The organism is Rosistilla oblonga (assembly GCF_007751715.1).
GTDB lineage: Bacteria > Planctomycetota > Planctomycetia > Pirellulales > Pirellulaceae > Rosistilla > Rosistilla oblonga.
In genome coordinates this window covers 2,852,959-2,871,471 of the sequence record NZ_CP036292.1, presented here as the reverse complement: position 1 = coordinate 2,871,471, position 18,513 = coordinate 2,852,959, and the positions used below count along the sequence as shown (strand labels likewise).

Genomic DNA, 18,513 nt, shown 5'->3' with positions numbered 1-18,513 from the left:
CCCAAGGGCTATTTCTTTGCAGCTTCGGTGTCTGCTTTGGCTTTTAATTCCTGAGCCGCCGAGAGTTCGGGGTTCGGCGTCGCATCGCCCGGCTCTTGGCCCAACATCCACTTCATGCCGCCCAACAGCGAAGCGAGATAAGTCTCGTTGGTCCAGACGTCTTCGCGATGCCCCAGGCTCATGTGCATCACTTTTCCGTCGCCATACTCTTTCACCCATAACACGGGGACATGGTACGGTTCTTTCAATTCGGTCTTGGCCATGTTCAGGCTCATCAGCACGCGGACCTTTTCCGGTTGCCAATTCTTGAAGCGATAGATCTCATCTTTTAACGTCACCTCTTCGCCCCACGGCTTGCTGGCCGGATGGTCTTGATCGTGAACGGAGATCGTGACTGTCGATCCCGCACCCCAAGGATGTCCGTTGAAGGTGCCCCCGATCATGTCCCAGTAGGGCTTGTAGTTATGGAAAGTGTCGGCGGCGGAGTGGGTGCCGATAAAACAGTGTCCCTTCTGCTTCAACCAGTCGTTGAAGAAGTAGTCGAGGTCCTCTTGAGCGATCGGCAGGTCGCCGGTGGTGTAGAACAAGACGAGGTCGTAATGTTGCAGCTTCTCTTTCGTAAAGTCGGTGGCGACATCTTGCGTGCAGTCGACGCGGAATAGCCCGCTGGAGATTCCCAATTCGGTGATCGCTCGTTCGGCGGGGGAGAGGGGCATCTTCTCGCGATTGACCGAACTGTGCCGGTACCCGACGCTTTGCGAAACCATCAACAAGCGAGCCGGTTCGGCAATCGCAAACATCGCCGTCGAAGCGACAAGGCTGAAACAAATTAGCAATCGAACCATCGATCGAGTCTCCAAAAGATTGGATAGAGGCCAGTTGGGAGCAGGGCAGATCAAGGCCATCAGTTTAGTCGCTCGCCAAATCAACGTCTGCTTCGCGGTGGAAAATCGTCTTCCGGGGTGACGCCGCGATCGCAACAGCCACGACGTTTTCAACAGTCCGCGCCGAATCGAGCCCCTAAAAAACTTGGCTTTCGGCTCACCGACGCAATAATAACGCGGGCGTCACAGGGGGCCAGAGTTTTCGAGAGGTCGGAGGTTTTACAGACGATGAGCAGGCTTCGATGCGAGGGCTGGTGGGAACAACAAGGTTTGGGCCGACAGCCGATGGAAGATTTGCAGATTGCGTTCCGCGATGGCCAGGTGTCTGGTGGCGGCCGCGATATCGTGGGCGTTTTTACGCTGAGCGGCCAATTGCAAGGGGAACGAGCACTGCTGGTGAAGCAGTACCTGGGCTCGCACCACGTCGATTACCCCGGTTCGTTTGATGGCGAGGGGACGCTGCAAGGTCTGTGGAGTATCGATGGGTTCGGCGGCAAGTGGATGATTCACGTTGCCCGCGATGCGGCGAACAAACAAAACCGCGAAGTCGCCGTGATCCAGGACTGGCCGCCAACACAGGCGTAGCGAGGCTGGCAACCTCGCGCTGGCGCGTAGCACTTGATACCTCAAGGTTCTGCTGGCAACCGAGCACTAACGCGTGGCGGCTGATACCTCGCTTTGAAATCTTGCTTGGCTCTGCGATTGCATCCCCGCGACTTGCATCGACCGGGGATACCGAACATCATGTGGGACTGAAATTCCCTACCTGGAGATCCCGCATCGATGCCTACCACTTCAAAAACCACGTCTCTTCAAATCGCAGTATTCTGCCTCGCGCTCGCGCTTCCGGCCGCGATGTTGTCGGCCCAACCGGCCGGTTTTAATTACGACGAAGCCAAAGTTCCAGCCTACACGTTGCCCGATCCGTTGGTGATGGCCGATGGCACTCCCGTTACCTCGGCGGACCAATGGCCCAAACGTCGCGAAGAGATCATGCAGTTGTTTCTCGAAGAGGTTTACGGCAAAGCCCCCGGCAAGCCTGAGGGGCTGCACTTTAAGGTCGTCGAGCAGAGCGACGATGCGGTCAATGGCAAGGCGACGCGGAAACAGGTTCGCGTCTTCTTCGACGCCGACGAAACCGTGGCGATGGACATCTTGATCTACTTGCCCAAGAAAAGCGTCGAAGCCAACAAGCCGGTCCCGACCTTTTTGACTCTTAACTTTTTTGGCAATCATTCGATCTCCAACGATCCAGCGATCCTGTTGTCCGAAAGTTGGATACGATCGAGCAAAGAAAAAGGAGTCGTCAAAAATCGTGCGACCGAAGCGAGTCGTGGTGCGTCGGCGAACCGCTGGCCCGTGGAGATGATCATCGATCGCGGGTACGGATTGGCGACGATCTATTACGGCGACATCGATCCCGATTTTGATGACGGTTTCAAAAATGGCGTTCACGCGTTGTACGATCCGCCCGCCAAAGACGGCTGGGGATCGCTTGCGACTTGGGCCTGGGGATTGAGCCGGGCGATGGACTATTTCGAAACCGATGACGAGATCGACGCAAAACGAGTCGCCGTCTTCGGCCACTCGCGTCTAGGCAAGACTTCGTTGTGGGCTGGTGCCAGCGACCCACGTTTCTCGATCACGATCTCCAATGATTCGGGATGCGGCGGCGCGGCGCTCAGCCGCCGTGCGTTTGGCGAAACGGTTGCTCGAATCAACAAGAGCTTCCCGCACTGGTTCTGCGATAACTATCTGAAGTACAGCGACAACGAAGGGGCTTGCCCCGTCGATCAGCATCAACTGGTTGCGTTGATCGCACCCCGCAGCGTCTACATTGCCAGTGCCGAAGACGACACGTGGGCCGATCCACGCGGCGAATTCCTGTCCGCCGTGCATGCCGCTCCGGTCTACCGCCTGCTGGGAACCGACGGAATCGGCGGCGCAACCGAGATGCCGCCGGTCAACAAACCGATCATGCACACGTTGGGTTATCACATTCGAACCGGCAAGCACGACGTCACCGACTTCGATTGGAACGCCTACATGGACTTCGCCGACAGGCGCTGGGGCAAGTAGCCGCCGACTTGGTCGAAAGCCGGTCTGAACGAACCGCTTCGGACCATAGGCAGGTTGCGAGTTTCGCCCTTCGCTGCTAGCCGAAGGTCTCACGGCCCGTTCCCCTTCAGTCCTAGGCTATGGATTTTTTCCACGCGATTTGCATGAACTTGGCAATCGCGTTCATGGTTGATGAAACCAGATCTAGCCTTCGTCAGCCACCGCACGCTGCTTGTCGGTTTAGTCTCAACAAGCTTCCTTGCATTAGCCATTGGGCGTTAGCCAAATGGCACTCATTTTCACATTCCAGTAACATTTCCCTTCCCACCACATGTGATTGGCACTGAATTTGCGCTAGCGGTTTGGTTTTCTTTTGACTGCCAGAAAAAGCCATTCCATGTCGAGCGATGCAAGAACTCAGAACCTTAGTGCGGCTTTCGAACTGCTCAAACAGTGGACGGACATCGGCGATGCCGATGTGTTTGAAGAGCTTGGGCCAGCGGCCGTCTATAAAACAAGTGTAGTTCTGTGGCTGATGCTCTTCCAACGCCTCAACCCCAAGGCGAGTCTGCGAGATGCCGTGCTCCACTTTGTCGCAACGGCTCCCCCGGAACTCAAGACGAACAAGCGTCTTCGCGAGGGTTCGCTTTCGACGAAGAGCAGCAGTTACAGCGATGCGCGACATCGGCTCAGCTTGAAGGCAGCTCATTGGTTCCAAGAGCGTGTCGCGTCGTCGATCGTTAACTCGACGGCGCCGACATGGGGTGACCGGCGTGTGTTCTTGATCGATGGAACGACCTTTACACTGGCTCCAGTGGCCGAGCTTCAGGCCGCTTACCCACCCGCCCCTAACCAGTACGGCGAAAGTGTGTGGCCAATCGCGTATGTGGTTTTCGCACATGAACTCAGTTCGGGGGCAGCAGTGCCTGAGGAGATTGGAGCTATGTATGGCCCAAACGCCGTCTCAGAAACTCGGCTTGCTCAAACTCTCATGAAGCGACTCCCGGCTAAATCCATCATCATGGCCGACGCTGGGTTCGGAATATTTTCGACTGCTTATCATGCCCATTTGAATGGACACAATTTTGTTCTACGGCTAAAGAAAGATCGATTCAATCGAATTCGGAAGCGGGCAGAGCTAATCCATTCGACAGCCACTTCGAAAAGCTACCGGGTGTCCTGGACTCCTTCGGCCAAGGAACGGGTAACCAATCCAGACCTCCCATCCGACTGTGTCATAGCGGCGATGATCCATGAATTGAAGATCGGGGAAGAGAGCCTCTACCTCGTCGAGGATATCGATGCGACGCCCAAGCAACTGCGCGATCTGTACTGGAAACGCAACGATATCGAAGTCGATATCCGCAACATCAAACTGGTAATCGGTACCGAAGAGATCCGAGCGAAGTCGAAGGAGATGTTTCTCAAAGAGTTCGCCTTGTCGATGGTCGCGTACAATTTGGCGACCCAATTGCGTCGCCAAGCCGCAGTGATTGCCGAGTGTGAGCCACGGGAATTAAGCTTTACGGGCGTGTGGTCTGTCTACCGTCACATGCTGCAGGGGATTGAAGTCAGTGCCCCCGGTCGTTGGATCGAACGTTTGGGTCGCGTGCTGCACTACGCCTCAAAGCAAAAGCTCCCCAATCGCCCAGGACGCAGTTATCCACGCGAGGCCTACGCCCGCCGCCCCAAAACCACCCACTTCCAGAAACGAAGAAAGAAAAGTAAACCCAACGATCCAGAAGACCCAACGTCAAAGTGAGTGCCATTGGGCGTTAGCCCCGGTTTAGTGGCAGCGGAACCGGGGCTAACGCCCAATCGGCTGATTAAACCGACAAGCCGCACGCGTGTGCCGACCGGAACGATTTCAGGTCGAGGCACTGGCGGATCCATGGAGTATCGATGGGCTTGGCGGCTAAAGCATGATTCACGTTACTGTCGCAACGGAGTCCGAGGTTTAATCGTGGAGCAGCGGAGATCCAAGACTGGTTGTCGCCCAAGGCATAGCGACGCGGGCAGCCTTGGTCAGCCAGAGCATTTGTCCGCGCATCAGCCGCCACGACATCGCGTCCGATACTGCTGTCAGCCTCGCGCTTGCTGAAACCTCGATTTGAAATCGTGATTGGCAATCTGTGATTGTTTCCCTGCGACTTGCATCGCCTGAGGATGCCGAGCATCATGTGGGACTGAAATTCCCTTCCTGGAGCTCCCGCATCGATGCCTACCACTTCAAAAACCACGTCTCTTCAAATCGCAATATTCTGCCTCACGCTCATGCTACCGACAGCGATGTTGTCGGCCCAGCCGGCCGGTTTTAATTACGATGAAACCAAGGTTCCGGCCTATACACTGCCCGATCCGTTGGTGATGGCCGATGGCACTCCCGTCACGTCGGCGGAGCAATGGCCCAAGCGCCGCGAAGAAATCATGCAGCTGTTCCTCGAAGAGGTTTACGGCAAAGCGCCCGGCAAACCCGAAGGGCTACATTTTGAAGTCTTTGAGCAGAGCGACGATGCGGTCAATGGCAAGGCGACGCGGAAACAGGTGCGTGTCTACTTCGACGCCGATGAAACCGTGGCGATGGACATCCTGATCTACTTGCCCAAGAAAAGTGTCGAGGCGAAGAAGCCGGTTCCGACCTACTTGTCCCTCAACTTTTATGGCAATCATACGATCTCCAACGACCCGGCGGTCCTGTTGTCCGAAAGTTGGATGCGATCGAACAAAGAACAAGGAGTTGTCGACCATCGGGCGACCGAAGCGAGTCGTGGAGCGTTGGCGAGCCGCTGGCCGGTGGAGATGATCATCGATCGCGGCTACGGATTGGCGACAGTCTATTACGGTGACATCGACCCCGATTTTGATGACGGTTTCAAGAACGGCGTTCACGCGTTGTACGATCCGCCCGCCAAAGACGGCTGGGGTTCGATCGCAACATGGGCCTGGGGTTTGAGTCGGGCGATGGATTACCTGGAAACCGATCCCGAGATCGACACGAAACGGGTCGCCGTCTTCGGCCACTCACGTCTAGGCAAGGCGTCGTTGTGGGCTGGTGCCAGCGACCCGCGTTTTTCGATCACAATCTCCAACGATTCGGGGTGCGGCGGAGCGGCGCTCAGTCGCCGTGCGTTTGGCGAAACGGTAGCTCAGATCAACAAAACCTGCCCGCATTGGTTCTGCGATAACAATTCGCAATACGGCAACAACGAATCAGCTTGCCCCGTCGATCAGCATCAACTGGTTGCGTTGATCGCACCACGCAGCGCCTACATCGCGAGTGCCAAAGAGGATACGTGGGCCGATCCACGTGGTGAATTCCTGTCGGTTGTGCATGCAGCGCCCGTCTTCCGTCTGCTGGGAACCGATGGAATCGGTGGCAAAACCGAGATGCCGCTGGTCAACAAACCGATCATGCACACGTTGGGTTATCACATTCGAACCGGCAAGCACGACGTCACCGACTTCGATTGGAACGCCTACATGGACTTCGCCGACCGGCGCTGGGGCAAGTAGTCGCGGGCCTGGTCGGTCGCCTTTCGCTGTGCGAAAGTGCGAGTTTGGGCCACGCTCTTTCGCGGAGTGAAAGGCGACCATCGAAACTTAACTTAGAAGCGAGCAACGGAATGTCCTCCAAGCGAAGTTATGCAATTATCGGTACCGGAGCGCTCGGCGGTTACTACGGTGGGCTGCTCGCTCGGGCCGGACTCGACGTTCACTTTCTGCTGCGTTCGGATTTCGATCACGTGCAACAGCACGGATTACAGGTCGATTCCAAGAACGGCAACTTTCACTTGCCGCAAGTCAACGCCTACCGCAGCGCCGCCGAGATGCCGGCCTGCGACGTCACGATCGTGGCGATCAAAACGACAGCCAATCAGCAACTGGCGGAAATTTTGGCTGCCACAACGCGTGAAGGTGGCGTCGTGCTGGTGCTCCAAAACGGACTGCACGTCGAAGCGGATTCGGCCGCGGTGGTCGGTCCCGACCGCGTTCTCGGTGGCTGCTGTTTCTTGTGCAGTAACAAAGTCGGTCCGGGACACATCGACCACATCGATTACGGGCGGATCGCGTTTGGTGAATACCGCGCCGACGGCTCGGTGCGGCCGATCAGCGAGCGGACTCGCGAAATCGAAGCCGATCTGAAACTGGCATCGATCCCCGCCGAAGCTGTCGACGATCTGATCAAGGTCCGCTGGCAAAAGCTGATGTGGAATATCCCGTTCAACGGACTGTCGGTCGTGTTGGACGCATCGACGGCGGAAATCATGAACCATCCCGCGTCGGAAGCGTTGGCCGAACAGATCATCCGCGACGTGCGAGCCGCCGCGATGCAGTGCGGCAAGTCGATCGGTGAAGCATTTGTCGATAAGATGATGAACGATACGCGGGCGATGGTCCCGTACGACAGCAGCATGCGAGTCGACTTCAAACAGGGGCGGCCGATAGAGGTCGAAGCGATCGTGGGCAACCCGTTGCGAGAATTGCAGCGTCACGGCGGCCAATCGCCACGACTGGAAATGCTGTATCAGCAACTGACGTTCTTCGACCGGCGGCGGACCGAAGAACATACCTCGCGCGGCTAATCGATCTACGCCGCGCGGTTCATGGCAACGGTCTGGCTTGCGGATTGGGTGATGCTGCGGATCGCAAAGGGGCGGCGACTGCTGCGCTGATAATAGAGTCGCGTGTTCATTTCTCCCAACAGCCCCAGCCCGAAGAACTGCAGCGAGACGATTCCCATAAAAACTGTCAGCAACAGCAGCGGATTGCCTGTCATGTCGATGCCGCTGAAAAGCTTCATCGCCGCAACGCCGAGGCCCGCGAAACCGCTGACCGCAAGGGCCGCCAGAGCCAGTCGCCCCAGCAGCTTCATCGGCCGATCCATGTAGTCGATCAAGAATTTGACGGTGATCAGATCCAACACAACGCGAGTCGTGCGGCTGAGCCCATATTTGCTGGTCCCAAACTGCCGAGCGTGATGGGCGACGACCATCTCGTGGCAACGCGCGCCGCGGGCATACGCCAGCACCGGGATGAAACGGTGCATCTCGCCGTATAGATCCAATTCGTCGGCGACTTCGGCCCGAATCGCTTTGAGCGTACAGCCGAGGTCGTGGATCGGCAGCCCGGTCACCCGCGAGATCAAGCGGTTGGCGATCAGCGAGGGGAGCTTGCGCGTGAGCCAAGTGTCGTGGCGATCCTTCCGCCAGCCATGGACTAGGTCGGCCCCTTGGTCGATCGCATCCAACATCGCGGGAATGTCGTGCGGATCGTTTTGCAGATCGCCATCGAGCGTGACAAGCACGCGGCCGCGGGCCTGTTCGAGCCCCGCTTGCATCGCGGCGGTCTGGCCGTAGTTGCGGCGAAAGTGAACGACTGTCACGCGTCCGTCGCGGGTGGCGATCTGGTCCAACCGTTGCGAACTGCCATCGGTCGATCCATCGTCGACGAAGACGATCTCGGTCGCCGCGGGCAACTGAGGCATCACCTCCGCCAACCGATCGTAAAGCGGACGGACGCTATCGGCCTCGTTGAAAATCGGAATAATGATCGAGAGATCCACGTCGTGACTCAACGGTGTTTTGGGGTGCTTGCAGGCGCAGAGCTTACCGAAGCGACGGCCCCTGAAACAACGTCAATCGCGGCGGCGTTTGTCCAGCCAATTCGCGCCGCGATGATTTGCAAATCAGCCCAAAACAGATAACACCATGACTCGTTCGACACGATACGCACGCCAAATTCAATTCGCCCCGATCGCTGCCAGTGGGCAAGCGCGGATCGCCGCGGCGCGCGTGCTCGTGCTGGGAGTCGGTGCGTTGGGAACCGTCGCGGCGGAACTGTTGGCTCGCGCGGGCGTCGGATTTCTGCGGCTCGTCGATCGCGATACGGTCGAATGGAGCAATCTGCAACGGCAGTCGCTGTTCGAGGAATCGGACGCAGAATTGCAAGTCGCCAAAGCAGCGGCGGCCGCGGCGCGGCTGACACGAATCAACAGCGAGATCGAAATCGAGGCGGAGGCCTGCGACGTCGACCCAGGCAACATCTTGCGGCTGATGTCTGACATCGATCTGGTCATCGATGCAACCGACAACTTTCCGACGCGTTTGCTGTTGAACGACGCGGCGGTCAAGTTGGGCAAGCCGTGGGTTCACGGCGGATGCGTGGGAGCTCAAGGGCAGGTCGGATTCTTTCGCGGCGTCGATCGCCCCTGCTTCCGCTGCGTCGTCCCCGAACTGCCAGAAGCCGGATCGGTCGCGACCTGTGATACCGCGGGGGTTTTAAATGCCGCAACGCATACGATCGCTAGCCTGCAGGTCGGTCAAGCGATTCAGTGGATCGTCAGCGGAAACGCATCGCTGCAGGGAAAATTGCAATCGATCGACCTGTGGACCTCAAGAACGTTGCAAATCGAGATCGGTAAATCGGCCCAAGCCAACTGCCCGCTGTGCCAGCAGCGTTCGTTCGATTTCCTCAATGGCGACTTCGCCGCCCAACCGATCGTTCTATGTGGCCGCAACGCGGTGCAGATCCCCGGTGGGCGAGCGGTTTCGATCGATAGGATCGCCGACCAGTGGCGCGAGACCGGAGAGGTCCACCAGAACCGGTTCCTGGTTCGCTTAAACGTCGATCCCTTCGAGATCACGCTGTTCGCCGACGGAAGGGCAATCATCGCTGGAACCGAGGAGGTCGCCAAAGCGCGGTCGCTGTATGCCCAATACGTCGGTCAGTAGCCAAGGGGGATCAGCCAACGCAAATTCGCAAATCGCGCGTCCAGTAAAAAACGATCAGCACTTTCCACCTGGGGGGAAATGGCAGCCATTATTTCGTGAATCTCGATTTTGCGGGGCCGCCCCCCTATGGAAGAGCAGCCGCTTTAATTAGATTGGAATTCTACCTTGAGGGGAAAATTCGGCACTTTAGTCGGCTCAACTTTGATTTGGCTCGGGCGCGGCTATAAAAACTCTATACGAAAGTTAAGGACTGAACGTCATGCGTTATGCATTTCGCCTTGCAGAGCTCCTAGGGCATAATCCCGACCGCCGCCGTCGTCCGGGTACGATCAAGGCGATCGTTGAGCACACCGGCCTGGACAGGCATCAAGTTGCTTCGCTGCTGAAAAATGAAGCGAAATACATTCCAATCGAAGCGCTTTCGAAGCTCTGCGATTATCTGATCGACCATGGCCATGCGACGCCAGCCGAATTGCCGGGTGCGTTATTTGCCGTTCGTGCCGAACACTTCTGGGAATTGCTTGCCCGCCGGCGTCAGTTGGAACTATGCGTAGGAATCCGCCAGGGGGATGTTAACGACGCTCCCGAACAGGCTTGGGTCGTCGCATCCGACTCGGTTTTGATGGGCGCATTGCTCAACGGCGTCTCGACTCTCGGCGGATCGGCTCGCCACCACGCTGCCGGTTCGAGCGTCAACGGCAGCACCAAGGCGGAAGAGAATCCACCGCAACCCGAGCGTTTGCTGCAGACACTGGTCTGGAGTCCCGGGCACGTCTCGACCGAAGAGACTCACCTGCGTGCGAATTCGGTGTACGAATCGTTCTCCGGTGCCCCCGGCGACAAAGCGATGGTTTGCATCGGTAGCGTGAAGAGCAATCCGGTCGCCGAGGTGCTGTTCTCGGAAGCGTTTGGCTGCGACCCATTTGTTTCGCAAGACGACGTGGAAAAGGCTTCGGATCGCGCCTGTCCTTTCTTCATGCGATACCGCGACTTCGATCCCAAACCACCATCCTCTACAGCGGGGGAACGGCTGTCGAAAACCGAAGCTGCCGACAAGCCTGGCCTTTGGGTCGAGACCGACAACGGCACCTGGGAATGGGCCGGCGGCGGACAAAACTCCGACGTCGCCTTGGTCTTCTACATCTTCCGCGAAGCCTTGGGCCGATTGGACATGGTGCTCAGCGGATTCACCGGGCGAGCGACTCGCTACCTGGCGAAAACTCTGGCCACGCGCAGCGAAGCCTTCTGGCCACCGGTTTACGAAGAACCGCACGTTCAGATCGGTGCTTATATCGTCGAATACGAAACCGACGGTTCGAAGGCCAAGAGCGAAGACCTGTTGATGACCAACGTCTCCTCAGCAGCCAAGATCACGCCACTGTCGGCCAAAGCGATCGAGCGACGCATCGTCTCCAACGGCTAGGTTCGGCACGCGATCTAACGGTAGTGGACGAGGCCACGAGTCCTCGCATAGGGAATTTTCCTTTGGGACAGAGGGACTCGTAGCCTCGTCCACTACGGGGCGCGGGCGTTTTACGCCGCGCGACGGATTTCAAGCGTCGGCTCTTCTCCGAACAGTTCGCTGCAGTCTTGGCGAACGGCGACCGATCCATCGGGATCGAAGATTTTGACCTGGTTTTCTTCGACAAACCAGATCGCAGTGTAGGGACCAAAAGCGAAGCGGCGGCCGCAATAATGCCCGTCGCTGATCAAGATCGACTCGGTCGCGCTCCAAACGTTGGACGGATGGCTCTTCGAGAACCAAGCCTGCAGAAAAGCTCTGACTTCATCCAAACGTTGTGCATTGGACATCGGGTGCGCTCCGGAGTTCCTCTTGTATCAAATCCTACAAGCCTCCTATCGGCATTTATTCGAACCGGTCCAGCGTTTTATCGGTCAAAAACGCACGAGCTTTGTAGATCGCCTAAACTAACAAGCGTGGATGGGGCTTGGCCCAGTTCCCGAGGCTTGCGTCGCGAGGCTAACGCATGACGTCGCGTTGCGACTGGGGACTTGAAATGGCGCGATGGAGGGCGATTTCCTGGGACTTGCGTCCCAGGCTAACGCATGACGTCGCGTTGCGACTGGGGACTTGAAATGGCGTGATGGAGGGCGATTTCCTGGGACTTGCGTCCCAGGCTGTTGCATGGCATGGCTTCGCCACTCGAAAACGCGTCAGTCGCGAAGCGACGCCATGAGTTAGCCTGGTGACGCAAGTCCCAGGTGTAAGAAAACGTGGCGCCCCACCAGCCTTCACCCTCCCCCAAACGCAGTTTGACGGGGAGGGTCGAACCAGCGCAGCGAGGTTCGGGGAGGGGAGTCGGCCTGAGCGAGTCGAGGTATTCGATACAGCGGATGCCGCTCCCCGGAAAACTCGCCAAACGCTTGTTTGCCGACCCTCCCGGCTGCCGCCGGGCGGGTGGAGTCCTGCTTACACGGGTGATCGACTTCACCCTCCCGGCGAGTGAAGTGAATCGCTAGCGGGCTAGTTCGGTGAACCGGCTCTCGCGGACCACGGTGACTTTGATCTCGCCGGGATACGTCAACTGTTGCTCGAACGCCTTGGCGATGTTGCGGCAGATCGCTGCCGCTTTGGCGTCGTCGGTGATCTTGGAGTTGGCGATCACTCGCAGCTCGCGTCCCGCTTGGATCGCAAACGCTTGTTCGACGCCATCGAAATCGGTGGCGATCGATTCGAGCTCTTCCATCCGTTTGACGTACCGTTCCAGCGATTCGCGTCGAGCACCGGGGCGACTGGCGCTGCAAGCATCCGCTGTCGCGACGAGCACCGTGTAGGGGAATTCGGTGATGATCTCGTCGTGGTGGCCGAAAGCTGCGTGGACGACTTCGGGCGATTCGTTGTGCCGCTTTAATAGGTCGGCACCGATCTTGGGGTGGCCCCCTTCGAGTTCGTGGTCGGCCGCTTTGCCGATGTCGTGCAGCAAGCCGCAGCGGCGAGCGACATCGGGATCCAAGCCGATCATCTCGGCGATCATGCTGGAGAAGTAGGCGACTTCGATGCTGTGTCGCAACACGTTTTGGCTGTAACTGGTGCGGAAGTGCAGGCGGCCGAGCATCTCGATGATCCGCTTGTTCAGCCCCGGCACGTTGACTTCGTCGGCAGCTTCTTCTCCCTTGCGACGGATGAATTCGTCGAGATCCTTCGACGTCTGTGCGACGACTTCCTCGATCCGCGAGGGATGGATGCGGCCGTCGGAGATCAGTTTGTCGAGCGATTGGCGAGCCAGTTCGCGGCGAACCGGATCAAATCCGCTGACGATCACCACGCCGGGAGAATCGTCGATGATCACGTCGATCCCGGTCGCCTTTTCGAACGCGCGGATGTTGCGTCCCTCGCGGCCGATGATCCGCCCCTTCATATCGTCGTTGGGGATGTCGACGGTGCTTGTCGTGTTCTCGGCGGTGTGCACCGCGGCGTACCGCTGCATCGCCGTCAGAAGCATCTCGCGGGCCTTGGCATCGAGCGATTCGGAGAGGTGGCGTTCGTGGTGCAGGATCGCCGTACCGATCTCTTGATCCAGTTCCATCTGCAGCGTCTGCATCAACTGCTTCGACGCCTCCTCCTTCGACATCCCGCTCGCCTGCTGCAGGATCTTCTGCTTTTCATCGGTCAGTTGATCCAGCCGCTCGCGTTTGCGATTAACCGCTTCGAGCTGTTGAGCCAGCCGCCGTTGGGTGTTCTCGAGCCCTCGTTCCTGCTTCTTCAGCCCCTCTTCGGATTGAGCCAGCGTGGCGGCGCGAGATTCCAATTCGTGACGCGTCTCACGAAGCGATTCCTTGACTCGGCTGATCTCCTCGTCCGCTTCCGCCTTGTGCCGGATCACGATCTCCTTTGCTTCCAAGGCCGCGTTTTTGTGGATCGATTCGGTCTCCAGCTTCGCCTTTTCGATCATCGCTTCGGAATCGAGCTTCGCCTGGCGGATACCGCGTTTGTCGAGCGTCCGCTGGTAGAGCCAGTTGCTGCAGAAACCGAACAGCGCCCCGGCGAGGGCGAGCAGAATCAAGGTCGATGTGGAGACCAACCAGAGGCCAAACTCCGATGCCGAATCCTTATCGACTGTCGCCAGCAGATGGAGCTGGAGCCCCAAGATGTTGTCTAGCGCGTTCATCGCGAACTCCCTTTATCGATCAGGAAGATCTCACGACCTTTGCGGTGGTTGTCAACAACACGGCAAACGAGCCAATCGCGCGAGCAAGCTCACGGACTGCGGTTTGGGTTTATTGGATCTATTGGAAAGCAGCGGCAGAGGCGATCGAGCGGCTGAAATGAGAAGAGTGAAGCTCTGCAGGAGTAGGTATGGTGGGCGATCCCGGTTTGAGCAAGCTAATAGGCGTTCGCGAGGAACGCAATTTAGGCGCACCGTCGGCGCAATGATCTACCGACGCGGGGAGGAAAAATCCGAACGGCGCAGGGCCGCGCGGGAGGCTTCGCCACAAAATCGATTGCTCGGCCCAAGCTGCTCGAGGAAAGGCACCGCTGCGAAGCGTCGAAACGGTGGCGATTGCCAACATGTTGCGACGCCGACACAAGAACCCAACACTGCCGAGCAAGAAGATCAGTCCGAGGACAAAGAGTAGCAGTAACATCAATACATACATCATTTAGCTTTGCGACCAAATTTGCCGAAGCAAACCAGCGAGCAACCAGAGGCCCAGGTTATAAAATCTTCGATTATTCAAATTCAGTGGAATGGACGTCGCCGAATGGCAACACCCGCAAAAGTCAACCTAAAAGCGATCTCTATGCGGATCTAACCGCCGCTCCCTAGGTTAGCCTGGATGATACCCGCGATCGCAGACAAGTGCAATCATCTTCGCCGCCAAACCCCGCCGGATTGTCGGCTCCGATCGGCGCTCCGCCCCGAAAAACGCTGCAACCTGTCGAGTCGGCCATCGCCACCGCCGGGGCGTTCAGCCGATCCGAAGCGCTCGACGCGCGCATCCTCGCCAGCGACGCAAATTCTCTTGGCCAACCGAGATCCGGTAGCGGCTGGCACCAACGAGCGAAAGGAGTTGCCGGGGAACAGCGCGTGCGAAGCTAACAACTTTTGATAGCAACCACGCCTTCATTACCTTGGTTTACTGAATGTTCCGATTGTTGCGGATACCCGGGGGCGATCCAACGCCGCAGCGATCGAAATGACAGGCGGTTGCAATCGGATGTGTCGATTCAAGAGCGTGCAATGATCTCGCGCTATCGATAGGACTTGTCATGCTTCGATCCACCGTTGGACTTTGGTCGCTTAGCATCGCGGTGATGTTTATCGCCGCGGCGCGACAACCCGCTGCGGCCGCCGAGTGTACACCTGTCACCGCCGATTGCGACGCGCTGCAGTGCGATACTGACACAGTCGCCCAGACCGGTTCGCTTGCATCGCTGCTGAACGACTGTCGAGAAACGTCGGGCGTGGCGATGGGCGGTTGGATCTCGACGGGACTGACGCTAAACGGCGACGGCAATCGCAGCGGAACCGGGAACGCACCGTATGGATACAACAACGTTTCCGATGGCGTCGTCGTCAATCAGATCTGGATGTTTGCCGAGCGGCAGATCGCCGACGATGGGCTCGACTGGGGCTTCCGAATCGACGCGTTGTTTGGCACCGATGGGCCGGACAACCAAGCGTTTGCCGATCAGACCTGGGACTTCGGTTGGGATTCGGGACGCGATTACGGCGCGGCGATCCCTCAAATGTATGCCGACGTGCGGATCGACGACCTTGCGATCCGAGCCGGCTATTTTCTGACTCCGATCGGTTGGGAAAGCGTTCCGGCACCGCTGAACTTCTTCTATTCGCACAGCTACACGTTCTATTATTCCGAACCAAACACGCACAGCGGATTCCTGGCGACCTACGACGTCAACGATCGGCTGACCCTGAGCGGCGGCTGGACGATGGGAATGGACAGCAGTTTCGCAAACGATTTGCACGCGTCGACGTTTCTCGGCGGAGCGACGTTGGCCATCAGTGAGCAGACGACGCTGACCTGGTCGCTGCTGGCTGGCGACTGGGGCGATGGAACCGGACACGATGGCGTGCCCAGCGATGAAGGCGACATCTACATCCACAGCTTGATCCTCGAGCATCAGGTCTCCGATCGCTGCAGTTATGTCCTGCACAACGATCTCGGTGCAAACACGAACCAAGCCACCGCCCCCGACGCTCACTGGTACGCGATCGTTCAGTACCTGATGTTTGAAATCAACGACGCTTGGCAGGCGGGAACTCGCGTCGAATGGTTCCGCGACGACGGGGGAGTCCGCGTTGGCGATAGTGCTGCCGACGCGGGTGATTACTTTGAATTGACGCTGGGGCTGAACTGGCATCACGAGTCGCAGTGGATCGTCCGCCCGGAAGTGCGGTGGGATGCCGCCGGCGGAGGACTTCAGCCCTTCGACGACGGAAGCGAAGACGATTTCTTCACCTACGCAGTGAACGCGGTCCGCACGTTCTAGGTCCGATCGGCTGGAACAACGTAACGTCGCCGCGTTGCCGCGGGCGTCACGAATCGCGTTTGGCGAGGCCGTCCATCCTGGCTCAATCGCCCGATTTTGGCCGCCTAGATCGCGGGGGCGAGTTCGATTTCTGGACGCTCGAGACGACACCGACATTCGCCGGATGCAGTCTCCTGAAGATGGCGTCTCAAGATCTTCAGCAACTCGGCGTGCGCCGCGCTCGAACGCAGGATCGCGGTATGCGATGCATCGACGTACGCTGTCGATTCGGCTTCCTTGCGATAGGCGCTGGAGACGGGAACGACGCGGTCGGAGGGGCCAGCTCGCGGCAAGCGAAAACAATCCCCGATGATCGAGTTGACGATCACATGGGGCGACGACGGGGTGGCTGCGAGGGCTTCTAACAACTGGCTATTAGGACGCAACAGATCGACGCTCGACGGCAGCGAGTCGGAGAACTCGCCCGAGAAGACGCCTGGATTGGCTGCGGCCAGCTGTTGGAAATCCCGCTTGTCCTCGGAACGATATCCGGCCAACGAGGATCCAATCCGGCCGATGCAGCGAGCGGCCCAAGGGGATCCACGGTGAGGCGTGGCGATGTAGACGACGCGTCCGATATTGGGGCTGGCTTCAAAGAAGAACGATCGCCGGAGATGGGCGATATATTGCGGTGTTCCTCGCAACTGATCCAATGGCACGTCGGCGATCGAACGCCACAACCGATCTCCGCTGCTGGTGACCTGCAGCTTGGATAACAAGCCGCCCAAACTGTGCCCCACGATCACGGCGCGGTGCGGGTGGCGCTGGTCGGGCGAACCGCCGGTGTGGCATGCAAATGCTGCGGCGAGTTGCTGACGCATGACGGCGGTCGACTGCAGAAATTCGTCCCCCGTGGGATAACGAAAGACCCAGATTTGGTAGCGGCTAGCCAACTGCGGATCGGCTCGCACGGCATCGGCAACTTCGAGAAACGTAGCCGGATTCGAAAGCAAACCGTGCACCAGAATCAATGGGATCTTGTCGGGTTGGTACGGTTCGAGGAATTTCAGTTCGGGCCGATCGATACCATTATCGCCTCCGATGAAGGCGACGACCGGGTTGTACTGACTGCTCTGACGCGCGTAGTAGAGCGGCATCGCGGGGCTCTTGGCAATTCCGGCGTAAGTCTCCGGCAGGTCGCTGGCCAATGGATTGACCAATCGCATCGTCGCCGCGGAGAATCGATCGGTTTCCGCGTCGTCGCACGCCGCTCGGTTTTGAAACAGCGAGACCGGCAGATCCAACAGCGCCGTTGCGGCAAAGGGCAGCCGTGAATCTAAGAATTTCTCGCAGCGGTTGTCCGTTGACGGATCGGTGCTGCAACACGTATCGCAGCCGTCGCCGCAACCAGACGCTGCATGCTGGCCCTCTTTTTTGGAGGTGAACACGATCAGGGGGACGCCGCGGCCGCAGACATTGCCGAGCGCCGAAGCGGGCGACTCAAAGACCATCAGGCGTTGAAAGTCGCTCTGCCGCCAAGCAAACCCATCGTGCACGATGGGAACCTGAATCGGCCCCGCGTCGGCGTGTAGCGTCAGGTGGGATGCGGGGTCGAGCCGGCCGTACTTCTGGCCACACGAAAGGATCCGAATCAGTGCACTGTGGCGGACGCGGGCGATTCGGTCGCTGGGATCTTTCCCGCCACTGACGCCACAACGCCGGCGGCCATCGTCTAGCCAAGCGATCGTCTGCGCCCAATAGTCGACAGCGCGGTGGTCGCATTGGCCGTGCAGCCGTTCCGCGACTGCGTAGGCTCGTTCCCCAAGCGCCGTCGACGATTCTGCAGTTGGATGCAGCGAAGCCTGCAGGCGATAACGCTCAAAGTCGTCGATCTTTCCCTGGCCCGCGATCAACGATCCCAGCCCAAGCCATCCTTCATAGCTGCAGGCGGCCAGGGATGGACTGACCAGCGTCGGCGATCGCAACCGGTCGGAGCGCATGCATCCACAGCCGGTGATCGCGACCAGCAGAATCGCATGGCACAACAGGTTTGGAAACAGACGCTTGCGCACAACCGACTTTATATATGGAGAATCTCGATAATCGAAACCTCCATGTTCGATTGCGGGACTTCAAGTGAACGAAGCAGATCAGCGGCGATCCAGAGCTACGTTATCGAACAGTCACACGGAACATCTGATCGACAGTCAAGCGACGCAAAATGGAGCGGTCCCCCAAAGTTTTCCGGTTGTAGGAGTCTAGGCCGGCTGGCAGGGCACGACTCCGCACGGTTTACCCAATCCGACCAGTCCCGACGCTGGTGTCAATCGTGCGGGATCTAACGGTGGATGCCGATGGATAGTATTGTCCCGTATCGACCACT

Annotated in this window: 14 protein-coding genes; 8 read left to right on the top strand and 6 right to left on the bottom strand. The window is 58.4% G+C overall.

Going from position 1 to position 18,513, the window contains the following annotated elements; genetic code table 11:
- Positions 1 to 8: 8 nt before the first annotated feature.
- A complete protein-coding gene (locus tag CA51_RS10155; RefSeq protein WP_231746102.1) occupies positions 9 to 845 on the bottom strand; it encodes a ThuA domain-containing protein in 837 nt (278 codons plus the stop codon).
- Positions 846 to 1,112: 267 nt separating this feature from the next.
- On the opposite strand from CA51_RS10155, the gene CA51_RS10150 reads away from it, so the two are divergent.
- Together CA51_RS10150 and CA51_RS10145 are read left to right on the top strand one after the other, a co-directional pair.
- Positions 1,113 to 1,469, top strand: coding sequence for a hypothetical protein (locus tag CA51_RS10150; protein WP_145120215.1), 357 nt, complete (start codon positions 1,113 to 1,115; stop codon positions 1,467 to 1,469).
- Positions 1,470 to 1,667: 198 nt separating this feature from the next.
- Positions 1,668 to 2,963 (top strand): glucuronyl esterase domain-containing protein, encoded by a 1,296-nt coding sequence (locus tag CA51_RS10145; protein ID WP_197451726.1) that lies wholly within the window; start codon positions 1,668 to 1,670, stop codon positions 2,961 to 2,963.
- A 193-nt stretch (positions 2,964 to 3,156) separates the two neighbouring features.
- Here the strand turns inward: CA51_RS10145 and CA51_RS26135 are convergent, their stop codons facing one another.
- Positions 3,157 to 3,627 carry a hypothetical protein gene (locus tag CA51_RS26135; RefSeq protein WP_231746245.1) on the bottom strand — a complete coding sequence of 157 codons (471 nt, stop codon included), beginning with the start codon at positions 3,625 to 3,627 and terminating at the stop codon, positions 3,157 to 3,159.
- On the opposite strand from CA51_RS26135, the gene CA51_RS10140 reads away from it, so the two are divergent.
- The 3 genes from CA51_RS10140 to CA51_RS10130 all read left to right on the top strand — a co-directional run bounded on the left by CA51_RS10140 (position 3,511) and on the right by CA51_RS10130 (position 7,525).
- Entirely contained in the window at positions 3,511 to 4,704 is a 1,194-nt protein-coding gene (locus tag CA51_RS10140; protein ID WP_231746179.1) for an IS4 family transposase, read from the top strand. The two genes, CA51_RS26135 and CA51_RS10140, sit on opposite strands and share 117 nt — an antisense overlap.
- Before the next feature lie 512 nt (positions 4,705 to 5,216).
- Complete coding sequence (locus CA51_RS10135; protein ID WP_145120211.1) at positions 5,217 to 6,455, top strand: glucuronyl esterase domain-containing protein; 1,239 nt, start codon at positions 5,217 to 5,219, stop codon at positions 6,453 to 6,455.
- Between the two features lie 110 nt (positions 6,456 to 6,565).
- A complete protein-coding gene (locus CA51_RS10130; protein ID WP_145120209.1) occupies positions 6,566 to 7,525 on the top strand; it encodes a putative 2-dehydropantoate 2-reductase in 960 nt (319 codons plus the stop codon).
- 5 nt (positions 7,526 to 7,530) lie between these two features.
- Here CA51_RS10130 and CA51_RS10125 read toward each other — a convergent pair whose 3' ends face one another.
- The gene (locus tag CA51_RS10125) at positions 7,531 to 8,517 is read right to left on the bottom strand and encodes a glycosyltransferase family 2 protein (RefSeq protein WP_197451725.1); all 987 of its coding nucleotides are present in this window, start codon (positions 8,515 to 8,517) and stop codon (positions 7,531 to 7,533) included.
- Positions 8,518 to 8,650: 133 nt separating this feature from the next.
- Between CA51_RS10125 and CA51_RS10120 the strand changes: the two genes are divergently transcribed.
- Positions 8,651 to 9,673 (top strand): ThiF family adenylyltransferase, encoded by a 1,023-nt coding sequence (locus tag CA51_RS10120; RefSeq protein ID WP_145120207.1) that lies wholly within the window; start codon positions 8,651 to 8,653, stop codon positions 9,671 to 9,673.
- Between the two features lie 259 nt (positions 9,674 to 9,932).
- Complete coding sequence (locus tag CA51_RS10115; RefSeq protein ID WP_145120205.1) at positions 9,933 to 11,096, top strand: helix-turn-helix domain-containing protein; 1,164 nt, start codon at positions 9,933 to 9,935, stop codon at positions 11,094 to 11,096.
- Positions 11,097 to 11,206: 110 nt separating this feature from the next.
- Here CA51_RS10115 and CA51_RS10110 read toward each other — a convergent pair whose 3' ends face one another.
- Positions 11,207 to 11,485, bottom strand: coding sequence for a hypothetical protein (locus CA51_RS10110; protein WP_145120203.1), 279 nt, complete (start codon positions 11,483 to 11,485; stop codon positions 11,207 to 11,209).
- Between the two features lie 665 nt (positions 11,486 to 12,150).
- Positions 12,151 to 13,803, bottom strand: coding sequence for a ribonuclease Y (gene rny, locus CA51_RS10105; RefSeq protein ID WP_145120201.1), 1,653 nt, complete (start codon positions 13,801 to 13,803; stop codon positions 12,151 to 12,153).
- 1,103 nt (positions 13,804 to 14,906) lie between these two features.
- On the opposite strand from rny, the gene CA51_RS10100 reads away from it, so the two are divergent.
- Positions 14,907 to 16,151, top strand: a complete 1,245-nt coding sequence (locus CA51_RS10100; protein WP_145120199.1) for an outer membrane beta-barrel protein — start codon at positions 14,907 to 14,909, stop codon at positions 16,149 to 16,151.
- Positions 16,152 to 16,255: 104 nt separating this feature from the next.
- Here the strand turns inward: CA51_RS10100 and CA51_RS10095 are convergent, their stop codons facing one another.
- A complete protein-coding gene (locus tag CA51_RS10095) occupies positions 16,256 to 18,202 on the bottom strand; it encodes an esterase/lipase family protein (RefSeq protein WP_145120197.1) in 1,947 nt (648 codons plus the stop codon).
- Between the last annotated feature and the right edge of the window lie 311 nt (positions 18,203 to 18,513).